The 23,738-nt window shown below is 55.9% G+C and carries 20 protein-coding genes; 9 read left to right on the forward strand and 11 right to left on the reverse strand.

The genetic code is table 11. The features are described 5' to 3' along the window. Positions 1 to 468 precede the first annotated feature (468 nt). Together QMZ65_RS11080 and fumA are read left to right on the forward strand one after the other, a co-directional pair. A complete protein-coding gene (locus tag QMZ65_RS11080; RefSeq protein WP_045813912.1) occupies positions 469 to 1,980 on the forward strand; it encodes an anion permease in 1,512 nt (503 codons plus the stop codon). Between the two features lie 164 nt (positions 1,981 to 2,144). Next, entirely contained in the window at positions 2,145 to 3,788 is a 1,644-nt protein-coding gene (gene fumA / locus QMZ65_RS11085; RefSeq protein ID WP_097119217.1) for a class I fumarate hydratase FumA, read from the forward strand. A gap of 78 nt (positions 3,789 to 3,866) precedes the next feature. Here the strand turns inward: fumA and QMZ65_RS11090 are convergent, their stop codons facing one another. The 3 genes from QMZ65_RS11090 to exaC all read right to left on the reverse strand — a co-directional run bounded on the left by QMZ65_RS11090 (position 3,867) and on the right by exaC (position 7,172). Then, positions 3,867 to 4,031 carry a hypothetical protein gene (locus QMZ65_RS11090; protein ID WP_166931753.1) on the reverse strand — a complete coding sequence of 55 codons (165 nt, stop codon included), beginning with the start codon at positions 4,029 to 4,031 and terminating at the stop codon, positions 3,867 to 3,869. 152 nt (positions 4,032 to 4,183) lie between these two features. After that, positions 4,184 to 5,527 carry an aryl-sulfate sulfotransferase gene (locus QMZ65_RS11095; protein WP_283215985.1) on the reverse strand — a complete coding sequence of 448 codons (1,344 nt, stop codon included), beginning with the start codon at positions 5,525 to 5,527 and terminating at the stop codon, positions 4,184 to 4,186. 124 nt (positions 5,528 to 5,651) lie between these two features. Further along, the gene (exaC, locus tag QMZ65_RS11100) at positions 5,652 to 7,172 is read right to left on the reverse strand and encodes an acetaldehyde dehydrogenase ExaC (protein WP_283215986.1); all 1,521 of its coding nucleotides are present in this window, start codon (positions 7,170 to 7,172) and stop codon (positions 5,652 to 5,654) included. A 383-nt stretch (positions 7,173 to 7,555) separates the two neighbouring features. Between exaC and QMZ65_RS11105 the strand changes: the two genes are divergently transcribed. Beyond that, positions 7,556 to 8,119 (forward strand): class I SAM-dependent methyltransferase, encoded by a 564-nt coding sequence (locus QMZ65_RS11105; RefSeq protein ID WP_097119214.1) that lies wholly within the window; start codon positions 7,556 to 7,558, stop codon positions 8,117 to 8,119. Here QMZ65_RS11105 and QMZ65_RS11110 read toward each other — a convergent pair. Beyond that, positions 8,107 to 8,826, reverse strand: a complete 720-nt coding sequence (locus QMZ65_RS11110) for a glutamine amidotransferase (protein WP_283215987.1) — start codon at positions 8,824 to 8,826, stop codon at positions 8,107 to 8,109. The two genes, QMZ65_RS11105 and QMZ65_RS11110, sit on opposite strands and share 13 nt — an antisense overlap. Positions 8,827 to 9,017: 191 nt before the next feature. Between QMZ65_RS11110 and QMZ65_RS11115 the strand changes: the two genes are divergently transcribed. Together QMZ65_RS11115 and QMZ65_RS11120 are read left to right on the forward strand one after the other, a co-directional pair. Beyond that, the gene (locus QMZ65_RS11115) at positions 9,018 to 9,902 is read left to right on the forward strand and encodes a DMT family transporter (RefSeq protein ID WP_034822113.1); all 885 of its coding nucleotides are present in this window, start codon (positions 9,018 to 9,020) and stop codon (positions 9,900 to 9,902) included. 47 nt (positions 9,903 to 9,949) lie between these two features. Beyond that, positions 9,950 to 11,311: a CoA transferase gene (locus tag QMZ65_RS11120; RefSeq protein WP_283215988.1), complete on the forward strand. Its 1,362-nt coding sequence runs from the start codon at positions 9,950 to 9,952 to the stop codon at positions 11,309 to 11,311. Here the strand turns inward: QMZ65_RS11120 and QMZ65_RS11125 are convergent, their stop codons facing one another. Genes QMZ65_RS11125 through ghrA form a run of 3 tightly spaced genes read right to left on the reverse strand, consistent with a single transcriptional unit; the run spans position 11,312 to position 13,599 of the window. Then, positions 11,312 to 11,872 (reverse strand): TorD/DmsD family molecular chaperone, encoded by a 561-nt coding sequence (locus tag QMZ65_RS11125; protein ID WP_211727804.1) that lies wholly within the window; start codon positions 11,870 to 11,872, stop codon positions 11,312 to 11,314. A 26-nt stretch (positions 11,873 to 11,898) separates the two neighbouring features. Further along, on the reverse strand, positions 11,899 to 12,636 hold the full coding sequence (locus QMZ65_RS11130) for a phosphatase (protein WP_283215989.1): 738 nt from the start codon (positions 12,634 to 12,636) through the stop codon (positions 11,899 to 11,901). A gap of 24 nt (positions 12,637 to 12,660) precedes the next feature. Continuing rightward, entirely contained in the window at positions 12,661 to 13,599 is a 939-nt protein-coding gene (gene ghrA, locus QMZ65_RS11135) for a glyoxylate/hydroxypyruvate reductase GhrA (protein ID WP_283215990.1), read from the reverse strand. Between the two features lie 207 nt (positions 13,600 to 13,806). Between ghrA and treA the strand changes: the two genes are divergently transcribed. After that, positions 13,807 to 15,486: an alpha,alpha-trehalase TreA gene (gene treA, locus QMZ65_RS11140; protein WP_283215991.1), complete on the forward strand. Its 1,680-nt coding sequence runs from the start codon at positions 13,807 to 13,809 to the stop codon at positions 15,484 to 15,486. Positions 15,487 to 15,888: 402 nt separating this feature from the next. Further along, positions 15,889 to 17,985, forward strand: coding sequence for a TonB-dependent siderophore receptor (locus QMZ65_RS11145; protein WP_283215992.1), 2,097 nt, complete (start codon positions 15,889 to 15,891; stop codon positions 17,983 to 17,985). Positions 17,986 to 18,046: 61 nt separating this feature from the next. On the opposite strand, the gene QMZ65_RS11150 is transcribed toward QMZ65_RS11145, so the two are convergent. Beyond that, a complete protein-coding gene (locus QMZ65_RS11150) occupies positions 18,047 to 18,295 on the reverse strand; it encodes a GlsB/YeaQ/YmgE family stress response membrane protein (RefSeq protein ID WP_038647498.1) in 249 nt (82 codons plus the stop codon). 186 nt (positions 18,296 to 18,481) lie between these two features. On the opposite strand from QMZ65_RS11150, the gene QMZ65_RS11155 reads away from it, so the two are divergent. Both QMZ65_RS11155 and QMZ65_RS11160 read left to right on the forward strand, forming a co-directional pair. Beyond that, positions 18,482 to 19,216, forward strand: coding sequence for a flagellar brake protein (locus tag QMZ65_RS11155; RefSeq protein ID WP_160832514.1), 735 nt, complete (start codon positions 18,482 to 18,484; stop codon positions 19,214 to 19,216). Between the two features lie 89 nt (positions 19,217 to 19,305). Further along, a complete protein-coding gene (locus tag QMZ65_RS11160) occupies positions 19,306 to 20,433 on the forward strand; it encodes a mechanosensitive ion channel family protein (RefSeq protein ID WP_283215993.1) in 1,128 nt (375 codons plus the stop codon). 34 nt (positions 20,434 to 20,467) lie between these two features. Here QMZ65_RS11160 and QMZ65_RS11165 read toward each other — a convergent pair whose 3' ends face one another. Genes QMZ65_RS11165 through QMZ65_RS11175 form a run of 3 tightly spaced genes read right to left on the reverse strand, consistent with a single transcriptional unit; the run spans position 20,468 to position 23,725 of the window. Next, positions 20,468 to 21,955 (reverse strand): FGGY family carbohydrate kinase, encoded by a 1,488-nt coding sequence (locus QMZ65_RS11165; protein WP_097119206.1) that lies wholly within the window; start codon positions 21,953 to 21,955, stop codon positions 20,468 to 20,470. A gap of 2 nt (positions 21,956 to 21,957) precedes the next feature. Further along, the gene (locus QMZ65_RS11170) at positions 21,958 to 22,902 is read right to left on the reverse strand and encodes a transketolase family protein (protein ID WP_097119205.1); all 945 of its coding nucleotides are present in this window, start codon (positions 22,900 to 22,902) and stop codon (positions 21,958 to 21,960) included. Then, on the reverse strand, positions 22,895 to 23,725 hold the full coding sequence (locus QMZ65_RS11175) for a transketolase (protein ID WP_034821964.1): 831 nt from the start codon (positions 23,723 to 23,725) through the stop codon (positions 22,895 to 22,897). The genes QMZ65_RS11170 and QMZ65_RS11175 overlap by 8 nt, the downstream gene beginning before the upstream one ends. Positions 23,726 to 23,738: the final 13 nt, after the last annotated feature.

Below are 23,738 nucleotides of genomic sequence, written 5' to 3' on the forward strand. Positions count from 1 at the left end.
TATAAGTTTTACGTTTAGAAATGATATTTGATGCTCATTGCTGGAATTAGCGCTCCGATAAGTTTTAACCAAGACTTGACAAAAATCAACTTTTTCCTTACATTTAAAACAAATGTAGTACTATCATAAAGATAAAAGCCTCCAACCCGCCTCATTTTGCTCGATTTTTCGCGTTTCGATAGTTTGTAGCGTTTAATCCACAGCAGACAGAAAGTTAAATAAAAAGCAAAAGATAAAAATTAAAAAACAGTGCATATTTTTTATTGATCTAGATCAAAGGAGATATTTTAATTAATCGCATCTTAGCTGCATTCAATTGATAATTCGCGTATCGAATTTGCAAAGCAAAGTTTCATCAAAGAACAAAATTTAAATTGTCACGACTCATCTGCTGCACGCATGTTGAAACCAAAAGAACAGTGTGTTCGTGACAATCAATCGCATTCTTCCTAACTTGCAGACAAAACTATGAACACACAAACAACCCAGAGTGCCTCCCCCGTAGTGCCTCCTGCGGCGCCGGGGAAAAAGAATCGCCTGATTATGTTGTGCCTGCCGATCATTGTGGCGGTGCTGTTGCTGTTGGTCCCGACCCCTGCCGGGCTGGAACCTTACGCATGGCACTTCTTTGCTATCTTCGTTGGCGTGATTGTCGGGCTGATCTTTGAGCCGCTGCCCGGTGCCGTTATCGGCCTGACTGGCGTGGTGGTGATAGCGCTGTTCAGCCAGTGGGTGCTGTTCAGCCCGGCCGAACTGGCGGATCCCAAGTTCAAAACCGCCGCACAGTCGTTCAAATGGGCAGTGAGTGGCTTCGGCAACTCCACCGTCTGGCTGATCTTCGGTGCCTTTATGTTTGCCGCCGGCTACGATAAAACCCAGTTCGGACGCCGCCTGGCGCTGATTCTGGTGAAGTATCTCGGCCGTCGCAGCCTGACGCTCGGTTACGCCATCACCTTCGCTGACCTGTTACTGGCACCGTTTACGCCTTCTAACACCGCGCGCAGCGGCGGTACCATCTACCCGATCATCGCCAACCTGCCGCCGCTGTACGGTTCAAAACCGAATGACCCGAGCGCACGTAAGATTGGTTCTTACCTGATGTGGGTGGCTATCACCGCCGCCTGTATCACCAGTTCGATGTTCCTCTCTGCACTGGCACCGAACCTGCTGGCGCTGGCGCTGGTAAAAAGCGTGGTGGGCTTCGAAATCTCCTGGGGCATGTGGTTCCTCGCCTTCCTGCCGCTCGGCGTGCTGTTGATTCTCACCATGCCACTGCTGGCGTACTGGCTCTATCCGCCGGAAGTGAAGGTTAATGACGAAGTGCCACGTTGGGCGACCGCCGAACTGGCGAAGCTTGGCAAGCTGTCACGCAATGAAATCCTGCTGCTGGTGTTTGTGGTCTCAGCACTGATGATGTGGATCTTCGCTGCCGCATGGATTGAACCGGCGATGGCCGCCCTGCTGGTTATCGTGCTGATGCTGTGGACCGGTGTACTCAACTGGAACGATATCACCAGCAACAAAGCGGCATGGAATACCTTTGCCTGGTTCGCCACCCTGGTCGCCCTGGCAGATGGTCTGGCACGTGTTGGCTTTATCGCCTGGCTCGGTAAAGAAGGTGCGCAACTGCTGCAAGGTTATGACCCACAAGTCTCGGCGGTGGTGCTGCTGGTTGCCTTCTACTTACTGCACTACCTGTTCGCCAGTACCACTGCGCACACCACTGCACTGTTGCCAGCGATGCTGACCATTGCCGCTTCGATTCCGGGCATCAACATGCCAGTGTTCTGCCTGATGATGTGTGTGTCCCTGGGTGTGATGGGTATTATCACCCCGTACGGCACAGGCCCAAGCCCGATTTATTACGGTAGCGGCTATCTGCCAACCAAAGATTACTGGCGTCTCGGTACTATCTTTGGCGCTATCTTCCTGATTGCTCTGATGGTAATTGCTTACCCATGGATGGTGATGATGTTCTGATGATGTTGCTCCGATGTTAAAATCGGAGCCGCGCAGAGCCGTGAAAGTGTTATGATGCTCGCCAGTCAGCCCTTGCGGAGGGCTGGCGAGAGAAAATCAAAAAACAGATCGCCTAATTTGTCACCTGCCACTCTGACAGGCGACACGAAGCTAAGTGAGCCAACATGTCGAACAAACCCTTCTATTATCAGAATCCCTTTCCTCTCGCCAAAGATGATACCGAATACTATCTGCTGAGCCGCGATTACGTCTCAGTAGCCAACTTCGATGGCGAAGAGGTGTTGAAAGTCGATCCGAAAGCCCTGACGCTGCTGGCGAAGCAGGCATTCCATGATGCTTCATTCATGCTGCGCGCCTCGCATCAGGCGCAGGTTGCTGCGATTCTGGCGGATGACGAAGCCAGCAAGAACGACAAATACGTTGCCCTGCAGTTCCTGCGTAACTCGGAAATCGCTGCCAAAGGTGTGTTGCCGACCTGCCAGGACACCGGCACGGCAATCATCATGGGCAAAAAAGGCCAGCGCGTCTGGACCGGCGGTGGCGATGAAGCCGCGCTGTCACAAGGCGTCTATAACACCTTTATTGAAGACAACCTGCGTTACTCGCAGAACGCCGCGCTGGATATGTACAAAGAGGTCAATACCGGCACCAACCTGCCGGCGCAGATCGACCTCTACAGCGTGGATGGCGACGAGTACAAATTCCTGTGCATCGCCAAAGGCGGCGGTTCTGCCAACAAAACCTATCTGTATCAGGAAACCAAAGCACTGATTACCCCGGCCAAGCTGAAAAACTACCTGGTCGATAAAATGATGTCGCTCGGTACCGCAGCCTGCCCGCCATACCATATCGCGTTTGTGATTGGCGGCACCTCAGCAGAGAGCACGCTGAAAACCGTCAAGCTGGCTTCCACCCACTACTACGATTCCCTGCCGACCGAAGGTAACGAACACGGTCAGGCATTCCGAGACGTGGCGTTGGAGCAGGAACTGCTGAAAGCCTCACAAGAGCTGGGCCTCGGCGCACAGTTCGGCGGTAAATACTTCGCCCACGATATTCGCGTGGTGCGTCTGCCGCGTCATGGCGCGTCTTGCCCCGTTGGCATGGGTGTGTCCTGCTCGGCTGACCGTAATATCAAAGCCAAGATCAACCGCGAAGGCATTTGGATCGAAAAACTGGAAGATAACCCAGGCCGCTATATCCCGGAAGAACTGCGTCAGCAGGGCGAAGGCGAAGTGGTGAATGTCGATCTTAACCGCCCGATGAGTGACATTCTGGCGCAACTGTCATCCTATCCCGTGGCAACCCGCCTGTCGCTGAACGGCACCATTATCGTGGCGCGTGATATCGCCCACGCCAAACTGAAAGAGCGCATCGACAACGGCGAAGGTTTGCCGCAGTACATCAAAGATCATCCGGTGTATTACGCGGGCCCGGCGAAAACCCCGGAAGGTTATGCATCCGGCTCACTCGGCCCAACCACTGCCGGTCGTATGGACTCCTACGTTGACCTGCTGCAGGAACACGGCGGCAGCATGGTGATGCTGGCGAAAGGCAACCGCAGCAAACAGGTGACTGATGCCTGCCATAAACACGGCGGCTTCTATCTCGGCAGCATCGGCGGCCCGGCCGCGGTGCTGGCGCAGCAGAGTATTAAGAGTCTGGAGTGCGTGGAGTACGCGGAACTGGGAATGGAAGCCATCTGGAAGATTGAAGTGGAGAACTTCCCGGCGTTTATCCTGGTGGATGACAAAGGCAACGACTTCTTCCAGCAGATCCACAATCAGTGTTCTGCCTGCGTGAAGTAAGGCTTTTAGCCGTGCTAAAACTAAAAATCCGCGGCTTATGGCTGCGGATTTTTTTATGGGGTGAGCACTGCGCGATGCTTACATCGCACCGAGTTGTACGTCTAACAGCATATCGGCATCATCATCGTTTTGACCAATCACGTAGATCGCCTGACGTCCCGGCAGATTCACCGTGATGATGTGCTGATCATCGGCATCCAGCACGTCATCGTGCTGTTCCTGAAACTTATGCAATGTGTTCATGTTTTTCCTTAAAAATGGTGCGCGACTTTACTTTCCCTACACTCTTATATCGACAAGACCAGGCTCAAATGTAGCGGAATATTCTGCTTTCGTGATGCAGGCACTCTGTCACGGCCAAATGACAGTCTGATTAAAGAAGTAACGCACATTTCTTACTGTGAGGATGTCAGTGCCGGACAACCTGGTAGCGCCGGATAACGGATGCAATCCGCTGTCACCGCCTTCTCACTGTGCGGCGTCCCATCTGGTGCCCAGCGGTAATCCACCATGTAGGCGCGATACACCGTGTTGCCACTGTAGTGATCGCGCGGCATCGCTTTGCCGTAAAACGGGCTGACGTACTCCCAGACAATCGCGCCCTGCGGTGTCACCTGGAACAGGCGGCCGCTCTGCCCTTCGTTGATCAAGGTGTTGCCATTCGGCAGGCGCTGCGCGTTGCTGATATAGGCACTGTAGAAGGTGGAGATCGCTTGTCCCGATTTCTCGCCGGTGTACTCCCAGACGATTTGTTTGGTTTGCGGGTTCACTTCAATGACGCGTGAAGCGGAGAAGAATCCTTGCCGCGTGGGCGGGAATCCGGCGTTGCCCTGATTATCAAAAATCAGAATATTGCCAGCACCCGGCAAGCCCGGTCCGATCATGTGCACATCGTGCTCGCCAATCAGCTGATCCAGCGGACGCGGCAGCGGTGTATCCAGCTTCAGCGCTGGATAATCAGGCCCGATGCGCCACACCACTTTGTCCGTCTGCCGATCGACAATCACGGCCACGTTGCCGTTGCGCGAGTTAAACAGGATGTTGTCAGGGGCAAAGCGCTGATCGCCTTTATCAAACCACGGGTTTGGTCCCAGCGGTGCCGCCGTGTTCATATGCAAAAAGTCAGCGTCCTGACTGTCACGGATCATCGCCAGTTGCGCGTCAGAAAAACCCAGCTCATTGAGGTGATCGGCCACCGACCAGCTCCATAGCTTCTCTCCCTGCGGCGACACCTCCTCCAGCGTATTATCGATGATGCGATAGTTGTAGCCGGGCAGCTGGCGCAGTGCCGCGCCCAGCACCAGGGTGTTGCCATCTGCCAGGCGCTGGATTTCATGGTGTTGATGCACCGGCTGCTGCTGACTGCCGTATTGCCACTGTACCGCACCGTTCCAGTCCACTTCCGCCACGCTGGCATTCACCATGCCGTTGCCGGGGCTGGCTTCCTTATCGAGATCTTTCTGACGCTCCAGCTGTACCAGCAGATGCCCCCGCTGGCCGTTGATGCGATCAGTGGGAATTGGCCAGCTCGGGAATCCTTCATAGGCCCAGCGATGCACTTCCTGCCCGGTCATATCAATTAAATGGGTTTGGTTATCGCTGCCGGGGATCACCACATAACCGTTCCAGGCACGCGCGGGATCGTAATACGTCACGCCCGTAGGAAACGCACTGGGAATGGCCGATGCACCAAATGAGAGGGACAACAGGCAGACAGACAACGTTGCCGCAATACGCATGATTCACCATCCTGACTAAGGGAGAAAGAAAACGCCCTTATAGGGTAGATGCGAATGGCGGCAGGATTAGTCCGAATGAGGCATGTGGGAGAAAAGGCAGCGGCATGACCCGCTGCCTGAGTGCTTAGAAGAAGCCCAGCGGTTGCGTGCTGTAGCTCACCAGCAGGTTTTTGGTTTGCTGGTAGTGATCAAGCATCATTTTATGGGTCTCGCGACCGATACCGGATTTTTTATAGCCACCGAACGCCGCATGTGCCGGATAAAGGTGATAACAGTTGGTCCAGACACGGCCCGCTTTAATCGCGCGCCCCATACGATAGGCGCGGTTGATATCACGGGTCCATACACCTGCGCCCAGTCCGTAGATCGAGTCATTGGCGATGGCGAGGGCTTCCGCTTCATCTTTGAAGGTCAGCACACCGACCACCGGTCCAAAGATCTCCTCCTGGAACACGCGCATGCTGTTGTCGCCTTTCAGCAGCGTTGGCTGAATGTAGTAGCCGCTATCGAACGCTTCACCAATCTTCTCTACACCGCCGCCGTGCAGCACCTGTGCACCCTCTTTCTGCGCGATTTCCAGATAAGAGAGGATTTTGTCGAACTGCTGTTGCGACGCCTGCGCGCCAATCATGGTTTCGGTATCCAGCGGATCGCCGCGTTTGATGGTTTTAATACGTTTCATGACGGCCGCCATAAACGGCTCAAAGATCGACTCTTGCACCAGCGCGCGTGACGGACAGGTACAGACTTCGCCCTGATTCAGGAAACCGAGCACCACGCCTTCTGCCGCTTTCTCGATAAAGCTCTCTTCCGCATCCATGATGTCTTCAAAGAAGATGTTCGGTGATTTACCGCCCAGCTCAACGGTGGACGGGATCAGGCTTTTCGCCGCCAGTTCGAGGATATGCCCACCGGTAGCGGTGGAGCCGGTAAAGGCGATCTTGGCGATACCCGGATGTGACGCCAGCGCTTCACCGGCTTCTTTACCGGAACCGTGCACCACGTTGATGACACCCGGTGGCACCAGATCTTTGATCACTTCCATAAACAGGGTGATCGACAAGGGCGTCTGCTCAGCCGGTTTCAACACCACGCAGTTACCCGCTCCGAGCGCCGGAGCCAGTTTCCACGCCGCCATTAACAGCGGGAAGTTCCACGGGATGATTTGCCCGACCACGCCCAGCGGTTCGTGGAAGTGATAAGCGGCGGTGAATTCATCGATTTCTGCTGCGGTACCTTCCTGTGCGCGCACGCAGCCCGCGAAGTAGCGGAAGTGGTCTACCGCCAGCGGTAGGTCAGCGGCCAGGGTTTCACGTACCGGCTTGCCGTTATCCCAGGTTTCGTTGACCGCGATGTATTCCAGCTTCTCTTCCAGTCGATCGGCGATTTTCAGCAGCACCAGCGAACGTGCCTGCGGGGAGGTTTTGCCCCAGGCATCTGCAGCGGCCTGTGCTGCCGCCACCGCATTATCGATATCGGCCTTATCCGAACGCGGGAACTCGCCGATGGTAGAACCGTTGATGGGGGTGGTGTTGACGAAGTAATTACCGTTCACCGGCGCAACGAATTCGCCGTTGATAAAGTTGCCATAACGCGATTGCAGAGTGATGAGAGAACCTTGTTCTCCCGGAGCAGCGTAACGCATGGTGTTTCTCCTTGCGGACAGAGTGGCGAATAACAACTATGAAACCTGTTATTAACATTGATCGATCAATGTCAGCCTGTCAGATCGCAGAGCGGGAAACTGTGACCGCACCGAAGGAAAATTCCGGCAATGAGGGTTTGAGATTTATGCGTGATGATCCTGCACGTCAGTCTCAGCATTGATTAAACGTTACGCTCTTGCCCGCCGCAGATGGCGGGAGTCTATTGCGCCAATTCACAGCCAGGTTATCAGCTTTACATCTCTCCAATTTCTTCCCCGCTTCGTTGCGGAAAATTCCGAGTTTTGCCGCATATGCAGCGAAAAGCGAAACAAACGCAATGAATTTGGTCAATATGAAACAGGATACTCATCAGGAGAAAGAGATGTTGGCTTCAGCCCTGACGTTAATGCGCGCCAAAGCGAACTTTGTTCAGCAATTTATTCGAAACCCGCGCAAGATGGGCAGCATCACGCCCTCCTCTGCTGCGCTGTGCCGCACCATGTGCGATGCCGCCAACTGGGATCACAGCCTGCGTATCGCCGAACTGGGTGCCGGTGACGGCGTGTTAACCCGTCATATTCTGGACAGAATGTCACCGCAGGCTCAATTAGATGTGTTCGAGATCAGTCCAGATTTAGTGAAGAGTTTGCGCGCGTGGAGCGATCCGCGCATGCAGGTGCGTGCGTGCTCAGCCGAGTACTTGTCGGGTGAATACGATGTGATCTTTTCCGGCCTGCCGCTGCTGTCGCTGCCGCCGGAAACGCGCGAAGCGATTCTGAGCGCCGTGCACGATGTATTGGGCCCGCGCGGTGTATTTATCCAGTTTCAATACACCTCATTGACCCAACCTACTCTGTCACGTTACTTCACCTGGCAGCGCCAGCGGGTGCTGAAAAATATGCCGCCCGCCTGGGTTTATCGCTGCACACGGCATTACGCGCCCTGAGCCTGCACGCGCGGCTGCGGCCGCGTTTGCTGCCAGAATCTTTGGAGCAACTCACGTGACCAATCCTCACCGGCGACCTGCGCGCCATCATCACTCACGCCTTCCGGTAAGCAGGTGGTCATGATTTCGCGGGTAAACTCCGGGTGGAACTGCACCGACAGAGCCTGCGGGGAATAACGTAAAATCTGGCAGCCATCCAGCTCGGAACGTGCCAATACTTCAGCCTGCGACGGCGGCGTAATCACCGACTGACGATGTGACAACCACGCCTGGAATTCACCTGGTAACGTCGCTAACCAGGGATCATCACTGGCAGTGTGGGTCAGGGTTTTCAAGCCGCGCTCCCAGCCGTTCGGGTTATCACCCACTTTGCCGCCCAGCGCATACGCCATCAGCTGATGACCGTAACAGACGCCCAGCAGCGGCAGCTCCGCTTCCAGCGCACCACGGATCCATGCGGCCGTGCGTTCGCTCCAGTCGGCGTGGTCGGTGACCATTGCCCAGGAGCCGCTGAGAATCGAGCCGCTGACGCGATCAAACGCCGGCAACTCTTCGCCAAGATGCGGACGGACAATCACATAGTCTTCAGGCTGCAGTTGCAGCGCATCAATAAACCAGACGGGTTGTTCACCAATTTGCGCCACAACCTGCGGTGGCGGCACTTCGAGTTGAATCAGAGCAAGGGGTAACGCGCGGGTGTGTGTCATTCCGAATTCATTCCTTAACGGAGTCAGCTTTCGGACATCCACTTTGACAGGAAATCAGTGACCTGTCTTATTTTTTTCCTGCATAAGCTCATGCCATAACGAAAAATATTTTTGCACAATGTCACAGAAATGTACGGCTTCGTGCCATGATTAGCCGGTGATTACCCCCCTTTCATGTGAAGGATGACATTGTGGCAGTGCGGCATTTCTTTATGGTTCTGATGGTGGTCTCCATCTGGGCTTTCAATAACGTGGCAGTGAAGTGGGGATTGCTGGAACTTCCGCCGCTGTTCCTCACCTGGATGCGCTTTGTGGTGGTGGCGATTGTACTGGTGCCGTTCTGCCGAATTACGCGCGAACAGTTGCCATGGCTGCTCACCCTTGCCTTCACCTTTGGCTTTATGCACTTCTCGCTGCTGTTTGTCGGCATGCGCTTTACCGATGCCGGCACCGGTGCGATTGTGGTGCAGCTTGGTACGCCGATTGCCATGTTGCTGGCAATGCTGGTGCTAAAAGAGAAGCTGACGCTGGTACAGCTGTTTGGTATTGCGATCTCTTTAAGTGGCGTGGCGGTGCTCTCCGGCAGCCCCACGATTCCGGCGTGGTGGGTCTTATGCATCTTGTTGTGCAGCGCCTTTGGCTGGGCCATCAGCAATATGATCGTGAAGAAATCGCCGCCGATAAAACCGCTGACGCTCACCGGTTGGATCTCCTTCCTCGCCGTGCCGATTGTCGGTGCCGCTTCCTGGCTCACCGAATCGCACCAGTTTTACGCCTTAAGTCATGCGGGCTGGCGCGGCTGGTTTGGTATTCTTTACAGCGCGCTGGCTTCCTCGATTGTGGCTTATACCCTGTGGTATTCGTTGCTGAAAAAGTACAACGTCAACTTAATCATGCCTTACTCGCTGCTCACGCCCGTGCTGGCCGTGTTGATGGGCGTATTTGTGCTGGGCGATAGCATGAACAGCTTCAAAATTCTCGGGGCGTCTCTGGTAGTGCTCGGTACCGCCATTGCGGTGATCAACCTGCGTAATCTGCGCATGCACGCGCGCTTTCCTCGCCTGCGCCGCCGTTAAATTCTCTCTGCTATGCTTGAGTCTCGCGCGTTTTCCGGAGACTCAATATGGATACTCAATCTGCTGCCGCGTTATGGCAGCAACTGTGGCAAGGATTGCGTGGCGCGGAACCCCTTCCCGCGCTCAGCTTTCTCCAGCCCGATACCTTTTCTTCCGCGTTTGCCGTCAGTGAACTGGCCGCCACCAGCATCGGGTTGGCAAGCCAGGCTGTGAGCGATTTACTCGGGCAATCGGCCCCGGTTAGCGTCAATGTAAGGCTCGCCTCTCGCTGGTTTCAGCACAGCCTCACGCCGCTAAATCGCTCACCCGCCGCGCTCTGGGATCCCTTTGCAGGCGATTACGCCACCGCCGACGGCTGGATCCGTTTACACACCAACGCCCCGCATCATCGTGCCGCCATGGAGCAGGTGCTCGGCCAACACACCGACCGCGCCGCATTAGCGCAACGGGTGTCTCAGTGGCAAGCGGCCGCGCTGGAGCAGGCCGTGATTGAGGCTGGCGGCTGTGCTGCGCAGATGCGCAGTGAGCAACAGTGGTTGCAGCACCCGCAAGGGCTGGCCGTCAGCAGTGAAGCGCTGATCGCCCAACAGGCCACGGGGGATGCCCCCACGCCCGGCTGGCAACTGCAGCCTGCTCGTCCGCTGCTCGGCGTGCGTGTGCTGGATCTGACGCGCATTATCGCCGGGCCGGTCGCCACGCGTTTTCTCGCCAGCCTTGGCGCGCAGGTTTTACGTATCGATCCTTACGGCTGGGAAGAGCCAACATTGGAGGAGGAGATCACCTGCGGCAAACGCTGCGCACGGCTCGATCTCAAATCCAGAGCGGGCGTTGAGCAGCTGCGCGATCTAATCAAACACGCTGATGTGCTGGTGCATGGTTATCGCGCGGATGCGCTGGAAAAGCTGGGGCTGGATGCCGAGTCACGGCGCAAACTGTCGCCCGGATTGGTGGATGTCAGTCTCAATGCGTGGGGCTGGGGCGGACCATGGCGCAATCGTCGCGGCTTTGACAGTCTGGTGCAGATGGGATGCGGCATTGCCGAACAGGGCATGGTCTGGCGTGGTAACATCAAACCGACACCGCTGCCGGTGCAGGCGCTCGATCACGCCACTGGCTATATGATGGCCGCCGCTGTGCTGGAAGGGATGCGTCAACGTCGGGAAAATCACGTTGGCTGGCAGGCACGCCTATCGCTGGCGCGCACCGCCAGGCTATTGCAACAGTTTGGCGCGTCACCGCAACAGCCGCAGCATGGCATTACCGCGCAGCACGACGATGCCCTGCCGACAGTTGAGATAAATACGTGGGGGATTGCCGAAAGGTTGCGTGCCGCTGCATACCTGCCCGGCACGCCGATGATCTGCGCCACGCCGGGCGTCAAGCTCGGCAGCAGCGCAGCCAGCTGGTAATCAGGCTTCTTCGTCGTTGCCTTCGTTCAGCTCGTCGTACATTGCCTGAATAGCTTCACGGCTCAGCGCGGCCAGCGTGCGGTAGAACGCGCTGGTCGCGTGGGCTTCCACTTTGCCGAGGAACGCGCCGCACCACGGCAGCAGATAGTCGTCGAACAGCGCTAATTGCGCAGCAAACTCATCCTCCGCGGACTGATCTTCCAGCCACGAGGCCGCCAGCAGCAGTACGCCAAAATGGTCGGCTGGCGCGTCGCTTAACGGCATGCCACGTGAAGAGAGAAACGCACGCACATCCGCTTCTTGCGGGCCGTTTGGCCATTGTGAGGCGTAAGGCGGTACGCTGCATTCGCTGCCGACGAACAGTGCGTTGTAATCCGCCGCCAGGGCCTGCGGATCGCTATTCTGCTGCAGACGTGTTAACAGTTCATCCTGCTCCAGCGGCCACTGAGCCTTCAGTTTGCCTTCACGCAGCATGGAGAAGAGCGGCACCAGCAATGGATCTTGTGGCTGGCGGTTGAACAGCGAGCCGATGACGCGGCAGAGAATGGAAAACTCATTCATGCAACAGAATTCCTTGAGGCTAAAAGTTAAAAGTCCGCAAATTCAGCAATGTGCTTACCGGTTCGCTGTTGGAGGAAATCGAGCAGGCGGCGCGGCGTGACATTTAACACGCGATCCTCGGGAAAATCCACTTCACGCGTAATGCGGATGCAGTGTTCGAAATGACCGAGGGTAAAGGCGGTGTGCGAATCCGACCCAAACGCCAGACGCCCGCCGGCATCACGCACCGCTTCAGCGATGGCGCGGCAGTTGGGTTCACTGCCCGGACGCGAATGGGTAAAAGAGGAGTTATTGATCTCCAGCGCCACATCATAATGCGCGGCGGCTTGGGCAATGGCGCGGATATCCACCGGGAATTTCGGGTTGCCAGGATGTGAAATAATGTGCACCAGCCCGCCCGCCATCGCGGCAATCATCGCTTCCGTGTGATGCGCTTTATCACGCGGTGCGTACACCGGCTCATGGAAACCGGCCACAATCAGATCCAGCGCATCCAGCATCGGGCCGCTGCAGTCAATGTCGCCTTGCTGGTTTTTGATGTTGGCTTCAATACCACGCAAAACGCCTACGCCATCAATCACGCGTGGCCAGATGCGCATATTAACGAAGTGCCAGTAGTGCGGCGCATCCGCCATATCCGGGCCGTGATCGGTGATGGCAAACAGCTTCAGGCCATTCTGCTTCGCCTGCACCACATAATCATGCAGTGTGCTGTATGCGTGGGTACTGGCAACGGTGTGCATATGCAAATCGACGGGATACATCCTCTTCTCCTGACTCAATGTGAATTAATAACCGCGCTGACGATCGACTAAACCACCCGGCTGATCCCCTTGCTCCAGAGCAAGTATGGCACCGGCAATGAAATCCATCGCCTCGCCGGGCAACGTGATAGCCGCAGTATGTGGCGTCAATGTGACATGTGGATGAGACCACAGCGGGTGATTCGCCGGCAGTGGCTCGGTCTGGAACACGTCCAGCGCCGCGCCCGCCAGTTGCCCGCTGTTCAGCGCCGCCAGCAGATCGGCTTCCACCACATGCGCGCCACGCGCCAGATTGAGGAAAAAGGCCCCGTGCGGTAACGCGCGCAGCAACTTTTCATCGATCAGGTTGGTGGTTTCCGGCGTGGTGGGCAGCAGATCGATCAGCACCTGAGTGCCATCCAGAAACGCATCCAGCTGATCGCGACCGTGGAAGGTTTGCACGCCCTCAATCTGCTTAGCCGAGCGGCTCCAGCAACGCAGCGGGAAGCCCCACTGACGCAAACTTTCGAGCACGCTACTGCCCAGTACGCCCGCACCGAGCACGCCGATGGTGAAGTTGGCGCGGTCTGCTGTGTTGAGTGGCTGCCAGTTTGCCTGTTGCTGCTGCTGGCGGTAGTCGGCAAAACGGCGGAACCAGCCTAGCACGCACCAGTTGGCGTATTCCTGCATCTGTCGCGCCATGCCGGTATCTTCGAGACGGAACAGCGGCACGTCATCGGCTAACATTTCCGGATGGGCGCGCAGTTGCTTAAGAATTTCGTCGACGCCCGCGCCCATGGCAAACACACCTTTCAATGGACGACCAGCCAGCATCTCGGTGGGTGGCGAACGCACGATGGCATAATCCGCCGGATCCGTATCGCCCGGCTGCCAGTAGCGCACGTTGGCTTGCGGTAAACGCTGACGTAGTCCCGCTAGCCAGCGATCGGGGGCTTGCGACGGGTGATACCAGATGATCTCCATACAGCTCTCCTTTTTTTCCTTCAGCCTCAGGCAAATAGCGCTTCAGGGCAAGCAAAAACCTTAAGGTTAATGCAATTTCTTGCGTGATTAATTCCCGCGGCTTCACATTTCCATGGCCTGAGGCGGCTAAGCGGCGCGTTAGCGACTAAAGTTGTTCGGGTGGTCAATGTGTTAGCGCACCACCTTTTCGGACAAGGAGAAAAACCGATGATAAAAAATGTCAAATTCACCCCCGCGCCACTGACATTCTTACTGAGCGCGGCGCTGCTGGCCAGCGCCTCTGTTGCGCAGGCGGAAGATACCAGCCGAATGCTAAGCAGCCAGCCACAGCCGCCCGATATCCGCCTGGGGCCTCTGTTTAATGCGGTACAGCAGGCAAAATTTTATCCGGATCAGAAAACCTTTGCCGATGCGGTTCCGAAATACAATCCCTCCTCGATACTGGCGGACTGGCAGATGCAAAAGAGCCAGCGCAATTTCGACCTGAAGCATTTCGTGGACGCTAATTTCACCCTGCCTAAAGAGCAGGACAAATACGTGCCGCCTGCAGGACAAAGCCTGCGTGAACATATCAACGGCCTGTGGCCGGTGCTGACACGATCGACACCGACCGCCAGCCAGTATGATTCCCTGTTGCCACTGCCGAAACCCTATGTGGTCCCCGGCGGCCGTTTCCGCGAAGTTTATTACTGGGACAGCTACTTCACCATGCTGGGCCTCGCCGAAAGCGGGCACTGGGATCGCGTGCAGGATATGGTGGATAACTTCGCCACCGAACTGGATAAATACGGCCATATCCCGAATGGCAACCGCAGTTATTATCTCAGCCGTTCGCAGCCACCGTTCTTTAGCCTGATGGTAGATCTGCTGGCGACCCATAAAGGTGATGATGTCTATCGCCAGTATTTGCCGCAGTTGCAGAAAGAGTACGACTACTGGATGGCGGACAGCGATAAGGTCGCTGCCGGTCAGGCCAGCAAACGCGTGATCAAACTTAGCGACGGTACCCTACTCAATCGCTATTGGGACGAACGTGATGCACCGCGCACCGAATCCTGGCTCGACGATGTCAACACCGCCAACAAAGCGCCCGATCGCAATAAACAGCAGGTGTATCGCGATCTGCGTGCCGGTGCGGCCTCGGGTTGGGACTTCAGCTCTCGCTGGTTTACCGATGCCCACAATCTGGCCTCGATCCGCACCACCCAACTGGCACCGGTCGATCTCAATAGCCTGATGTTCCATCTGGAGCAGGTATTGTCCAAAGCCTCGAAACTGGCGAATCAGGATGACAAAGCCAAACAGTTCGCGGCAGATGCTGAGAAACGTCAGGCAGCGATTAATCGTTATCTGTGGGATGAGAAACAGGGCTGGTATGCCGACTATGACTGGCAGAAAAAACACATTCATCCGCAGCTGACCGCCGCTACCTTGTTCCCACTCTATATGCAGGTGGCGAGCAAGAAACAGGCGGACCGCACTGCCAAAGCGGTGGAGAAACAGCTGTTGAAACCTGGCGGTTTGGTGACCACCACCGTGAACAATGGTCAGCAATGGGATGCACCAAATGGCTGGGCGCCTCTGCAATGGGTGGCGGTGGAAGGTCTGGAACATTACAAGCAACCCAAGCTGGCACAGGAAATTGGTCAGCGCTTCCTGCAGAACGTGCAGGCCACTTACGACAAAGAGCACAAGCTGGTTGAGAAGTATGTGGTGGAAGGCGCGCAACTGGGCGGCGGTGGTGGCGGTGAATATCCGTTGCAGGACGGTTTCGGCTGGACCAACGGCGTGACGCTCAAACTACTGGATAAATACTGCCCGAAAGATCACACCTGTAATAACGCGAGTGATATCCCGAATATGCCCGCGCTGAGTGCGGGTAAATAACCCTCTCCCTCTACTTTAAATAAAACCGCTGCTACTGCTTTGTTTGTCAAACGGTAGCAGCGCAATCGGTTCGCGCTGTTAAAGCTAAGGTGCTCAATGCCATCATCTCAGGCAGGCGATGTCACCATTTAACGCAGCGAAGTCATCACCTCAGGTCTGCAAACCATCGTGCACCGCGACAGAGGGTATGACTGCATCATGAAACCTTTTCTCACATAAAGCCGCGCTCGCTACGCCACCGCTCCTGTTCATTTCCTCACAATCTCTTTCACTCACATTAACAACTTGAAACACACCCACTAAAAGATAATAATTCTCACTATTAATTTTAATCGTATTCTCAATTTTCGGCAGTGCCGGTTGAGTGCTGCTTTTGTTCTGCTTCCCGTTAAAGGATTTCCAATGACGCTTTTTACCCTTAATCGTACCCGCGTGCTCTGTGCACTGGCTCTGGCCCTTCCCGCCGCAACCTTCGCGGAAGAATCCATCGTGGTCACCGCGCAACCGCAAGAGAGCGCCAACTCACCGACGCAAGGCTATCTCGCCACCCGCAGCAGCGGCGGCAGTAAAACCGATCAGCCGCTGATCACCACGCCGCAGTCCATCTCAGTGGTGACACGTCAGCAGATGGAAGATCAGGGTGCGCAGGATCTCAATCAGGTACTGAACTACACGCCGGGCGTATTCACCAACTTCGGCGGGGCCGCCACTCGCTATGACACCATTGCGCTGCGTGGTTTCCATGGCGGCGATGTCGATAACACCTTCCTGGATGGCTTGCGCATCATGAGTGATGGCGGCAGCTTCAACATCTTGCAGGTAGATAACTGGTTCCTCGATCGCGTTGATGTGATCAAAGGCCCCTCCTCCGCACTTTACGGCCAGACCGTACCAGGCGGATTAGTCAATCAGGTGAGCAAGCGGCCGCAGTTTGCTGAAGAGGGCCATTTCCGCCTGTCGACCGGCACCAACGCCACCAACAGCGCCGCCTTTGACTACACCAATGCGATTAACGATCAGTGGGCTTTCCGTCTCACCGGCATCACGCGTAACAGCGATACGCAATACGATCACACCCGTGAAGAAAAATATGCGATTTCGCCACAGCTGCTGTGGCAACCCAGCGAAGACACCAGTCTGGTGCTGCGTGCCTATCTGCAAAAAGATCCATCCGGCGGTTATCACGGTTCCGTGCCCGCTGAAGGCACGCTTTATAGCCATAATGGCCGCAAGCTGAGTGATGGATTCTATGAGGGCGACAGCGCGCTGGATCAGTTCAAGCGCCACGAGCAGATCTACAGCTACGACTTCTCGCACCGCTTCAATGAAGTGTGGTCTGTATACTCCACCGCCAGCTATAGCCACGCCAATGTCGATCTCGATCAGGTGTATCAGATTGGCTGGGATGCCGCTAACCCGGACCTGCTGACCCGCTACTACTCCGGTGAACGTTCCTCGCTCAGCGCATGGGCAAACGATAACCGTCTGCAGGCCGATTTTGCCACCGGCGCGCTGCAGCATCGGGTGATCCTCGGTGCCGAATACCACCGTTATAAGAATGATTTGAGTAAAGCCAGTGGCTATGCGAGTTCATTAAACCCCTGGACGGGCGAAGCGGTCGGCAGCATGCCGGATTACAGCTGGACCGAACAAACGCGTCGCTATTATCAGACCGGACTCTACTTGCAGGATGAAATGCAGCTCGACCGCTGGCATCTGGATCTCTCTGGTCGTTACGATCGCATCGTCTCCAATAATGGCACCAGCCGTCGCCAGGATGACCACGTCAGCGGCCGTGCTGCGCTGCTGTATGCGTTCGACAGCGGTATTTCACCTTACGTCAGCTGGAGCCAGGCGATTACCCCGGCTTCTTTGACCGACCCAGACGGCAATCAGCTGAAGCCAACCACTTCCGAGCAGTATGAAGCCGGTGTGAAATACCAGCCGGTGGGCACGCGCGATATGTACTCCATCGCGCTGTACGATTTGACGCAGAACGATGTGGCGAACCGCAACGTGGTAGACAGCACCTTTACTCCGTCCGGCAAAGTGCATTCGCAGGGCATTGAGCTGGAAGCCCGCAACCAGCTGACGCCGCGACTCAGCACCATCGCCGGTTACACGCTGAACCATCTGCGTTTCAAAGATTCCGTTGACGGGAATGATGGCCATACGCCTTACGTCACGCCGAACAGCATGGCGTCATTCTGGGGTCACTATCAGTTTGATTACGGCTTGAGCGCCGGCGCAGGCGTGCGTTATATCGGTAAGCAGTGGGCCGATAACGACAACACCACACGTTTGCCGTCGGTAACGTTGTTTGATGCTTCCGTACGTGCCGATCTCGGTGCGTGGGATTCACAGTTGAAAGGGGCTTGGCTGCAGGTGAATGCCAATAACCTGACCGACAAAAAGTATCTCGCCGCCTGCTATGGCACCGGCTATTGCTATCGCGGTGCGGAGCGGACCATTACCGCCACCGTGGGTTACGACTTCTAACCGCCATAAAAAAATCCGCATCCCGTTGGGGATGCGGATTTCATTAAATCAGAGTGTATTGCTAGGTACGCACTTTACGGTAGATCCACAGCACCACAATGGCACCAATCACCGCCACCACGAAGCTGCCAAAGTTGAAACCGTCAACCTTGCCGAAGCCAAACAGGGTACTGATCCAGCCGCCAACCACCGCGCCGACAATCCCTAAAACCACAGTGATGATGAATCCGCCGCCATCTTTACCTGGCATGATCCATTTAGCGATGATCCCGGCAATCAAACCAAAAATAATCCATGAAAGAATACCCATTTACTGCTCCTTACGTTATGAATCAAGGTGTTCACTGCGATTAGTATAGCCGGATATTTTTAATCTGCTTGATGAACATCACAGTAAATAGATAGTTAGCAGGCTAAAGCTTTTTGTCAGAACGTCGATAACAATTCGATAGCCGTGTCACCCGTGATAATAACAATCGGATAAGTGGAGCAGGATGTGAAAGACGCCGATAACGAACAATATCTCAAACGAGGCACCCTTGCTGTTTTAAACGTAATGAAGGATTTGTTGCGTTTCCAGACCCCATTAATGGTCAGTTTTTCGCGCGGTCAATTTATCAGCCGCATGCTGGATGCCGATGAAGATCGCGTGATCTTCGACCTCGGCAGTAATGCACTGGATAACGATTTAGCGCTGCAGGGCGGTGAAGTGAATATCGCGGCAGAAACCCAGGGTGCCAAAGTGGAGTTTGGCTTGATCAAACTGGAGCGCACCGAGTTTGAGGGCTTACCGGCGTTTACTGCCCCGCTGCCTGAGCTGCTGTGGCAGATTCAGCGTCGTGAGTTTTTCCGTGTTTCAGCTCCGATGGAACCGGTGTTTTACTGCCATACGCAGTGGCCGGATGGCAGTAAAGCGCGCTTCCGTTTACAAGACCTCTCTCTCGGTGGCGCAGGTGTCTTGCTGGACGAAAGCTTGCCAGAGGGTCTGAACCGCGGTGATACCTTTAAAAACCTTCGCGTGGAGTTGGGCGAATACGGTCATTTTGAGGTCACCGCACAGCTGCTGCACATTGGCGAGCGCAGCATGGTCACTAGCAAGAATGAAACTCGCACAACTCCTCGTCTCAGCTTCCGTTTTACCGCCATTGAGCCCGTACAGGAACGCCAGCTACAGCAAGTGATCTTTGCGCTGGAACGTCTGGCCCGCGACAAAGCGAATCGCTTCCAGTAAATCCCTGCTGGCGCCACAAAAGGCGCCCGCCAGGCTATCCTTTCCTTGCTTTCACTTTTTATCGCCTCCCAGCAAGGAGAATCTCCCCAATGGAAAACTGGCTTTCTGCCCATCGTTTACAACTCATTTTTCTCAATCAAACCTTCTGGATAAACAGCGCCATCATCGTCTTCGGTACCTTGATGATGTATTGGCTATTACGCACCCTCATCCGCTTTGTATCCAACCGTATTGCGCACTACAGCGAGCAGCGGAATCACCGCGTCACCACACTGTTGGTGGAAATTCTGCGCAGTACCAGCCAGCCTTTGCTGCTGATTTTCTCATTACTGATTGCACTGAGGTTTGTCGACCTACCCACCAGCTGGAGCGTGACGATTGCACACGGCTGGTTCCTGGCCTTTATTCTGCAAATGACCATGTGGATTGACTGTGGCATCCGGCTCTGGCTACAGAGTTTGCTGCGTGATCCATTGCACGTGCGCAATCCGGTGACCACGGTGATCCTCGGCATTCTGCTGCGGGTGGTGGTGTGGGTGATGATGATGTTGGCAATCCTGTCCAACATGGGCATCAATATTACCGCACTGGTTGCCAGCCTCGGCGTCGGCGGCATTGCGATCGCCCTGGCGATTCAGACGGTGTTGAGTGACGTGTTTGCCTCGCTGGCCATTGGTTTTGACAAGCCCTTTGAGCATGGCGATTTTATTGTGTTTGGCGATGTGGCGGGATCAATCGAACACATTGGTCTGAAAACCACCCGGCTGCGCAGCCTGAGCGGGGAACAGATCGTTTGCTCGAACACCATTTTGCTGCAGCAGACCATCCACAATTACAAACGGATGCAGCAGCGTCGCATCGTGTTTAAGTTCGGCATTAATTACGGTACGCCTGCTGAGAAAGTGCGACAAATTGGTAGCATGGTGAAGGAGATCATTCAGGATGTGCCGGATACTCGTTTTGACCGCGCACATTTCCTCGCTTTTGATGAGTCGCAGCTGACATTTGAAGTGGTCTACTTCGTGCTCAGTGCCGAGTACAACAAGTATATGGACATCCAGCAGGAAATTAACCTCCAGCTGATGGCGCAACTGGAGCAGAAGCAGATTCGTTTTGCTTTCCCAATGCGTCGTGTCGAGTTTACGGGGGGTGTATTACCACGGATTAATCTCAGCGATGCCTCCAATGAATCCTCACCCCAGACGGCACAACGTTAGTGAGCGATGTTCAGGCGGTTACCCCGCCTGAACGCTAATGCGGTTGATAACGACAACGCGCCACCGCTTCCAGCCAGCCGCGATAATTCTCTTGCATAATGGTCGCGCGATCGCTGCGCGGCTCAATCACGCTGCCCCCCTGCAACGCCTGCATATCACTGCCCTGCTGCCACCAACCTAATGAACGCCCCGCCAGCAGCGCGGCACCCAGGGCGGAGACTTCAGCGGTAGGGGCACGTTTCAGCGGCCGCTGCAACACGTCTGCCTGCAACTGCATCAGCCAACTGTTTTCGGTTGCCGTGCCATCCACACAGAGCGCGGGTAACTGCACACCACTGGCCTGCTCCATAGCGAAGAACACATCGGCAATCTGGAAGGTGATTGATTCCAGCGCCACGCGCGCCAGCACCTCTGGCGTGGCGGCATCGGTAAGGCCACATACCATGCCGCGCGCCTTCAAATCCCACCAGGGCGCGCCCAGGCCTGACAATGCAGGCACGAAATAGATGCCCTGATTATGCTCGCTGCGTTGCGCCATCGCCGTCAGTTCACGCGGATCGCTGATGCCCAGCATGCGTCCCAGCCAGGCCGCGCCCGAACCGGTATGGGTGATGTTACCTTCAAAGGCAAATCGCAGCGTCCCATCGTGCCACGCCACCGTGGTGCTGAGGCCGTTCTCGGTCAGCAAAGGGGTGGCCATTGACATCATCAGCGATGAACCGGTGCCGTAAGTGGCTTTCACCACTTCTTCGCCTGCACTGCGTTGCGCCTGCAGTGCCGCATGGGAATCGCCAATGCGCGACAAAATGGGCGTACCCGCTTTCAGTCCGGCGATGTCCTGTACCGTGACAACACCCTGCGCACTGGCGGAGGGCACAATATGTGGCAGTGCCGCACGCGGGATATGGAATAACGCCAGCAGTTCGTCATCCCAGTCGCCGCTGTGCAAATTGTAGAGTTGGGTGCGGGCCGCATTAGCGTGATCGGTGACAAAACTTTCGCCGCCGCTTAATTGCCAGCTGAGCCAGCAATCCACTGTGCCGATGCAGAGTTCACCGGCTTGTGCACGCGCCAGTCCATCTGGAATCGTCGCCAGCATCCCGGTGAGTTTGCCTGCGGGAAACATGGGATCGACCGCCAGGCCCGTTAAGCCGGTGATGCGTGGCGCTTTGCCCGCCATGCGTAAATCGCGACAAAAGGCTTCCGAGCGACGATCCTGCCAGCTCACCAGCGGCGTCAGCGGTTGCCCGTCGCGGCGCTGCCAGATCAGCACCGACTCGCGCTGGTTGCTGATCGCGACGGCGGCCACCTCTGCCCCGCCGCACTGCGCCAGACAGCTTTCAATCGCCTGTTTCACCGCCTGCCAGATCGCCAGCGGATGCTGCTCGGCCAATCCCGGCTGGGGATGGGCTAGCGTCAGAGGCTGGCTGCCGCGCGCCACCACGTTGCCTGCGCGGTCCACCGCTATGGCTTTCGCGTTAGTGGTACCCTCATCAATTGCCAGTATTAATGGACCCGCCATGTTTACGCTCCTGCACACATGCGCACTGCACTCTTCACCACGCTGGCGGCGTCAATACCATGATGCGCGCGCGTGGAGGCACGATCGCCAGCAATCGCGTATTGACCATCGGGGATGCCCAGACGTAACAGCGGAATTCCGCAGCCGCCTTCAGCCAGCACTTCGGCCACCAGACTGCCGACGCCGCCGTTAACATTGTGCTCCTCTACGGTGATCACCGCCGGATAATGCTTTAACAGCTCTTGCAGCCGTTGGGTATCGCAGGGACGAATTGATGGAATGGCGATCACACCTGCGCTGATTCCCTGTTCCTGTAATTGCTCGGCCGCACTCACCGCCTCATGCACGGTGGAACCCATCGCCACCAGCACGATGTCGTTGCCTTCACGCAACACGTCGATTTGGCCCGGACGGAACTGGTAGTTTTCATCGTGCAGCTGAGGCAGGTCCTTGCCATCCAGACGGATGTAAACCGGCCCCACATGCGCAAGGGCATAATCGATGATCTGGCGGCACTCCAGCGGGCAGGATGGCGCGTAAATCTCGATATTGCCGAAGCCACGCATTACCGCAATATCATCAATGCTGTGGTGGGTGCTAGCCAGCGGGCCGTAACTGGCACCGGCATTCAGGCCAAACAGTTTGACGTTGGTATTGTTGTAACAGACGTCCACTTTTACCTGCTCGTTGGCGCGCGAAATCAGGAACGGAGCTGCATTACAGGTCACCGCCACTTTTCCACCGATTGCCAGACCGGCCGCCGTGCCCACCAGGGTTTGTTCCGCAATGCCAACGTTCACCAACCGATCGGGAAACGCCTTAATGAAAGGCGATATTTTTGCCGTTGAGGTGGAATCTGCCACCACCGGCACCAAATCCACACCGCGATTTACCGCGTCAATAAAGGCTTCCACCATCACCGTGGCCAGGTGTTTTGCATTACTCATCTTTTAATTCCTCCAGTGCCAGTTCGATCTCTTCCCCTTTCGGCACACGGTGATGCCACTCTGGTTTGCCCTGAATAAAGGAGATGCCAAAGCCTTTCTCGGTATGCGCCACAATCACCTGCGGTTTGCCGTTACGTGGCAGGTTTTCAATGGTTTCCACCACGGAAGCCATGTCATTACCGTTGCATTCAGTGACTTCCAGACCGAAGGCTCGCCATTTATCCGGCAGCGGATCGGTGTTCATAATGTCGCGCGTGTGCCCTGCCAGCTGCAGTTTGTTCTTGTCGTTGATGATCACCAGGTTATCGAGGTTGTAGTGCGCCGCCACCAGCGCGGCCTCCCAGTTACTGCCCTCGGCCAGTTCACCGTCGCCTGTGACCACAAAGATGCGGCGGTCGCTGTTGTCTTTTTTCGCCGCCAGCGCAATACCCACCGCCACCGGTAAGCCGTGGCCCAATGCACCGGTGTTGAGTTCCACGCCCGGCGTTTTCTGCCGCACCGGATGGCCCGGCAAATGTGAATCCGAATGCTGATAAGTGGGCAGCCATTCGGTTGGGAAGTAACCCGCCTCCGCCAGCACACAGTAATAGCCGCCGACCGCATGCCCTTTCGACTGGATGTAAATGTCACGCTGGGGATCGTTAGTGCGATCCGGTGCGCAATTCAGGATGCGGAAATAGAGCGCCGTCAGGATTTCGACCTGAGAGAGATCGGCACCGGTATGTCCACCCGCCGGACTACCGGCATTGAGCTGGATGATGCGGCGACGCACAGCGCGCGCTTTCGCTGCCAGGTCCGCCACCGAATATTTGAAAGGATTCATAGACACCTCTGCA

The sequence above is a fragment of the Pantoea sp. EABMAA-21 genome, assembly GCF_030053335.1.
Classification (GTDB): Bacteria; Pseudomonadota; Gammaproteobacteria; order Enterobacterales; family Enterobacteriaceae; genus Pantoea; species Pantoea communis.

Coding starts and splice junctions, on each gene's coding strand:
- QMZ65_RS11080 (WP_045813912.1), top strand. CDS start 469: ATGAACACACAAACAACCCAGAGTGCCTCCCCCGTAGTGCCTCCTGCG.
- fumA (WP_097119217.1), top strand. CDS start 2,145: ATGTCGAACAAACCCTTCTATTATCAGAATCCCTTTCCTCTCGCCAAA.
- QMZ65_RS11090 (WP_166931753.1), bottom strand. CDS start 4,031: ATGAACACATTGCATAAGTTTCAGGAACAGCACGATGACGTGCTGGAT.
- QMZ65_RS11095 (WP_283215985.1), bottom strand. CDS start 5,527: ATGCGTATTGCGGCAACGTTGTCTGTCTGCCTGTTGTCCCTCTCATTT.
- exaC (WP_283215986.1), bottom strand. CDS start 7,172: ATGCGTTACGCTGCTCCGGGAGAACAAGGTTCTCTCATCACTCTGCAA.
- QMZ65_RS11105 (WP_097119214.1), top strand. CDS start 7,556: ATGTTGGCTTCAGCCCTGACGTTAATGCGCGCCAAAGCGAACTTTGTT.
- QMZ65_RS11110 (WP_283215987.1), bottom strand. CDS start 8,826: ATGACACACACCCGCGCGTTACCCCTTGCTCTGATTCAACTCGAAGTG.
- QMZ65_RS11120 (WP_283215988.1), top strand. CDS start 9,950: ATGGATACTCAATCTGCTGCCGCGTTATGGCAGCAACTGTGGCAAGGA.
- QMZ65_RS11125 (WP_211727804.1), bottom strand. CDS start 11,872: ATGAATGAGTTTTCCATTCTCTGCCGCGTCATCGGCTCGCTGTTCAAC.
- QMZ65_RS11130 (WP_283215989.1), bottom strand. CDS start 12,636: ATGTATCCCGTCGATTTGCATATGCACACCGTTGCCAGTACCCACGCA.
- ghrA (WP_283215990.1), bottom strand. CDS start 13,599: ATGGAGATCATCTGGTATCACCCGTCGCAAGCCCCCGATCGCTGGCTA.
- treA (WP_283215991.1), top strand. CDS start 13,807: ATGATAAAAAATGTCAAATTCACCCCCGCGCCACTGACATTCTTACTG.
- QMZ65_RS11145 (WP_283215992.1), top strand. CDS start 15,889: ATGACGCTTTTTACCCTTAATCGTACCCGCGTGCTCTGTGCACTGGCT.
- QMZ65_RS11150 (WP_038647498.1), bottom strand. CDS start 18,295: ATGGGTATTCTTTCATGGATTATTTTTGGTTTGATTGCCGGGATCATC.
- QMZ65_RS11160 (WP_283215993.1), top strand. CDS start 19,306: ATGGAAAACTGGCTTTCTGCCCATCGTTTACAACTCATTTTTCTCAAT.
- QMZ65_RS11165 (WP_097119206.1), bottom strand. CDS start 21,955: ATGGCGGGTCCATTAATACTGGCAATTGATGAGGGTACCACTAACGCG.
- QMZ65_RS11170 (WP_097119205.1), bottom strand. CDS start 22,902: ATGAGTAATGCAAAACACCTGGCCACGGTGATGGTGGAAGCCTTTATT.
- QMZ65_RS11175 (WP_034821964.1), bottom strand. CDS start 23,725: ATGAATCCTTTCAAATATTCGGTGGCGGACCTGGCAGCGAAAGCGCGC.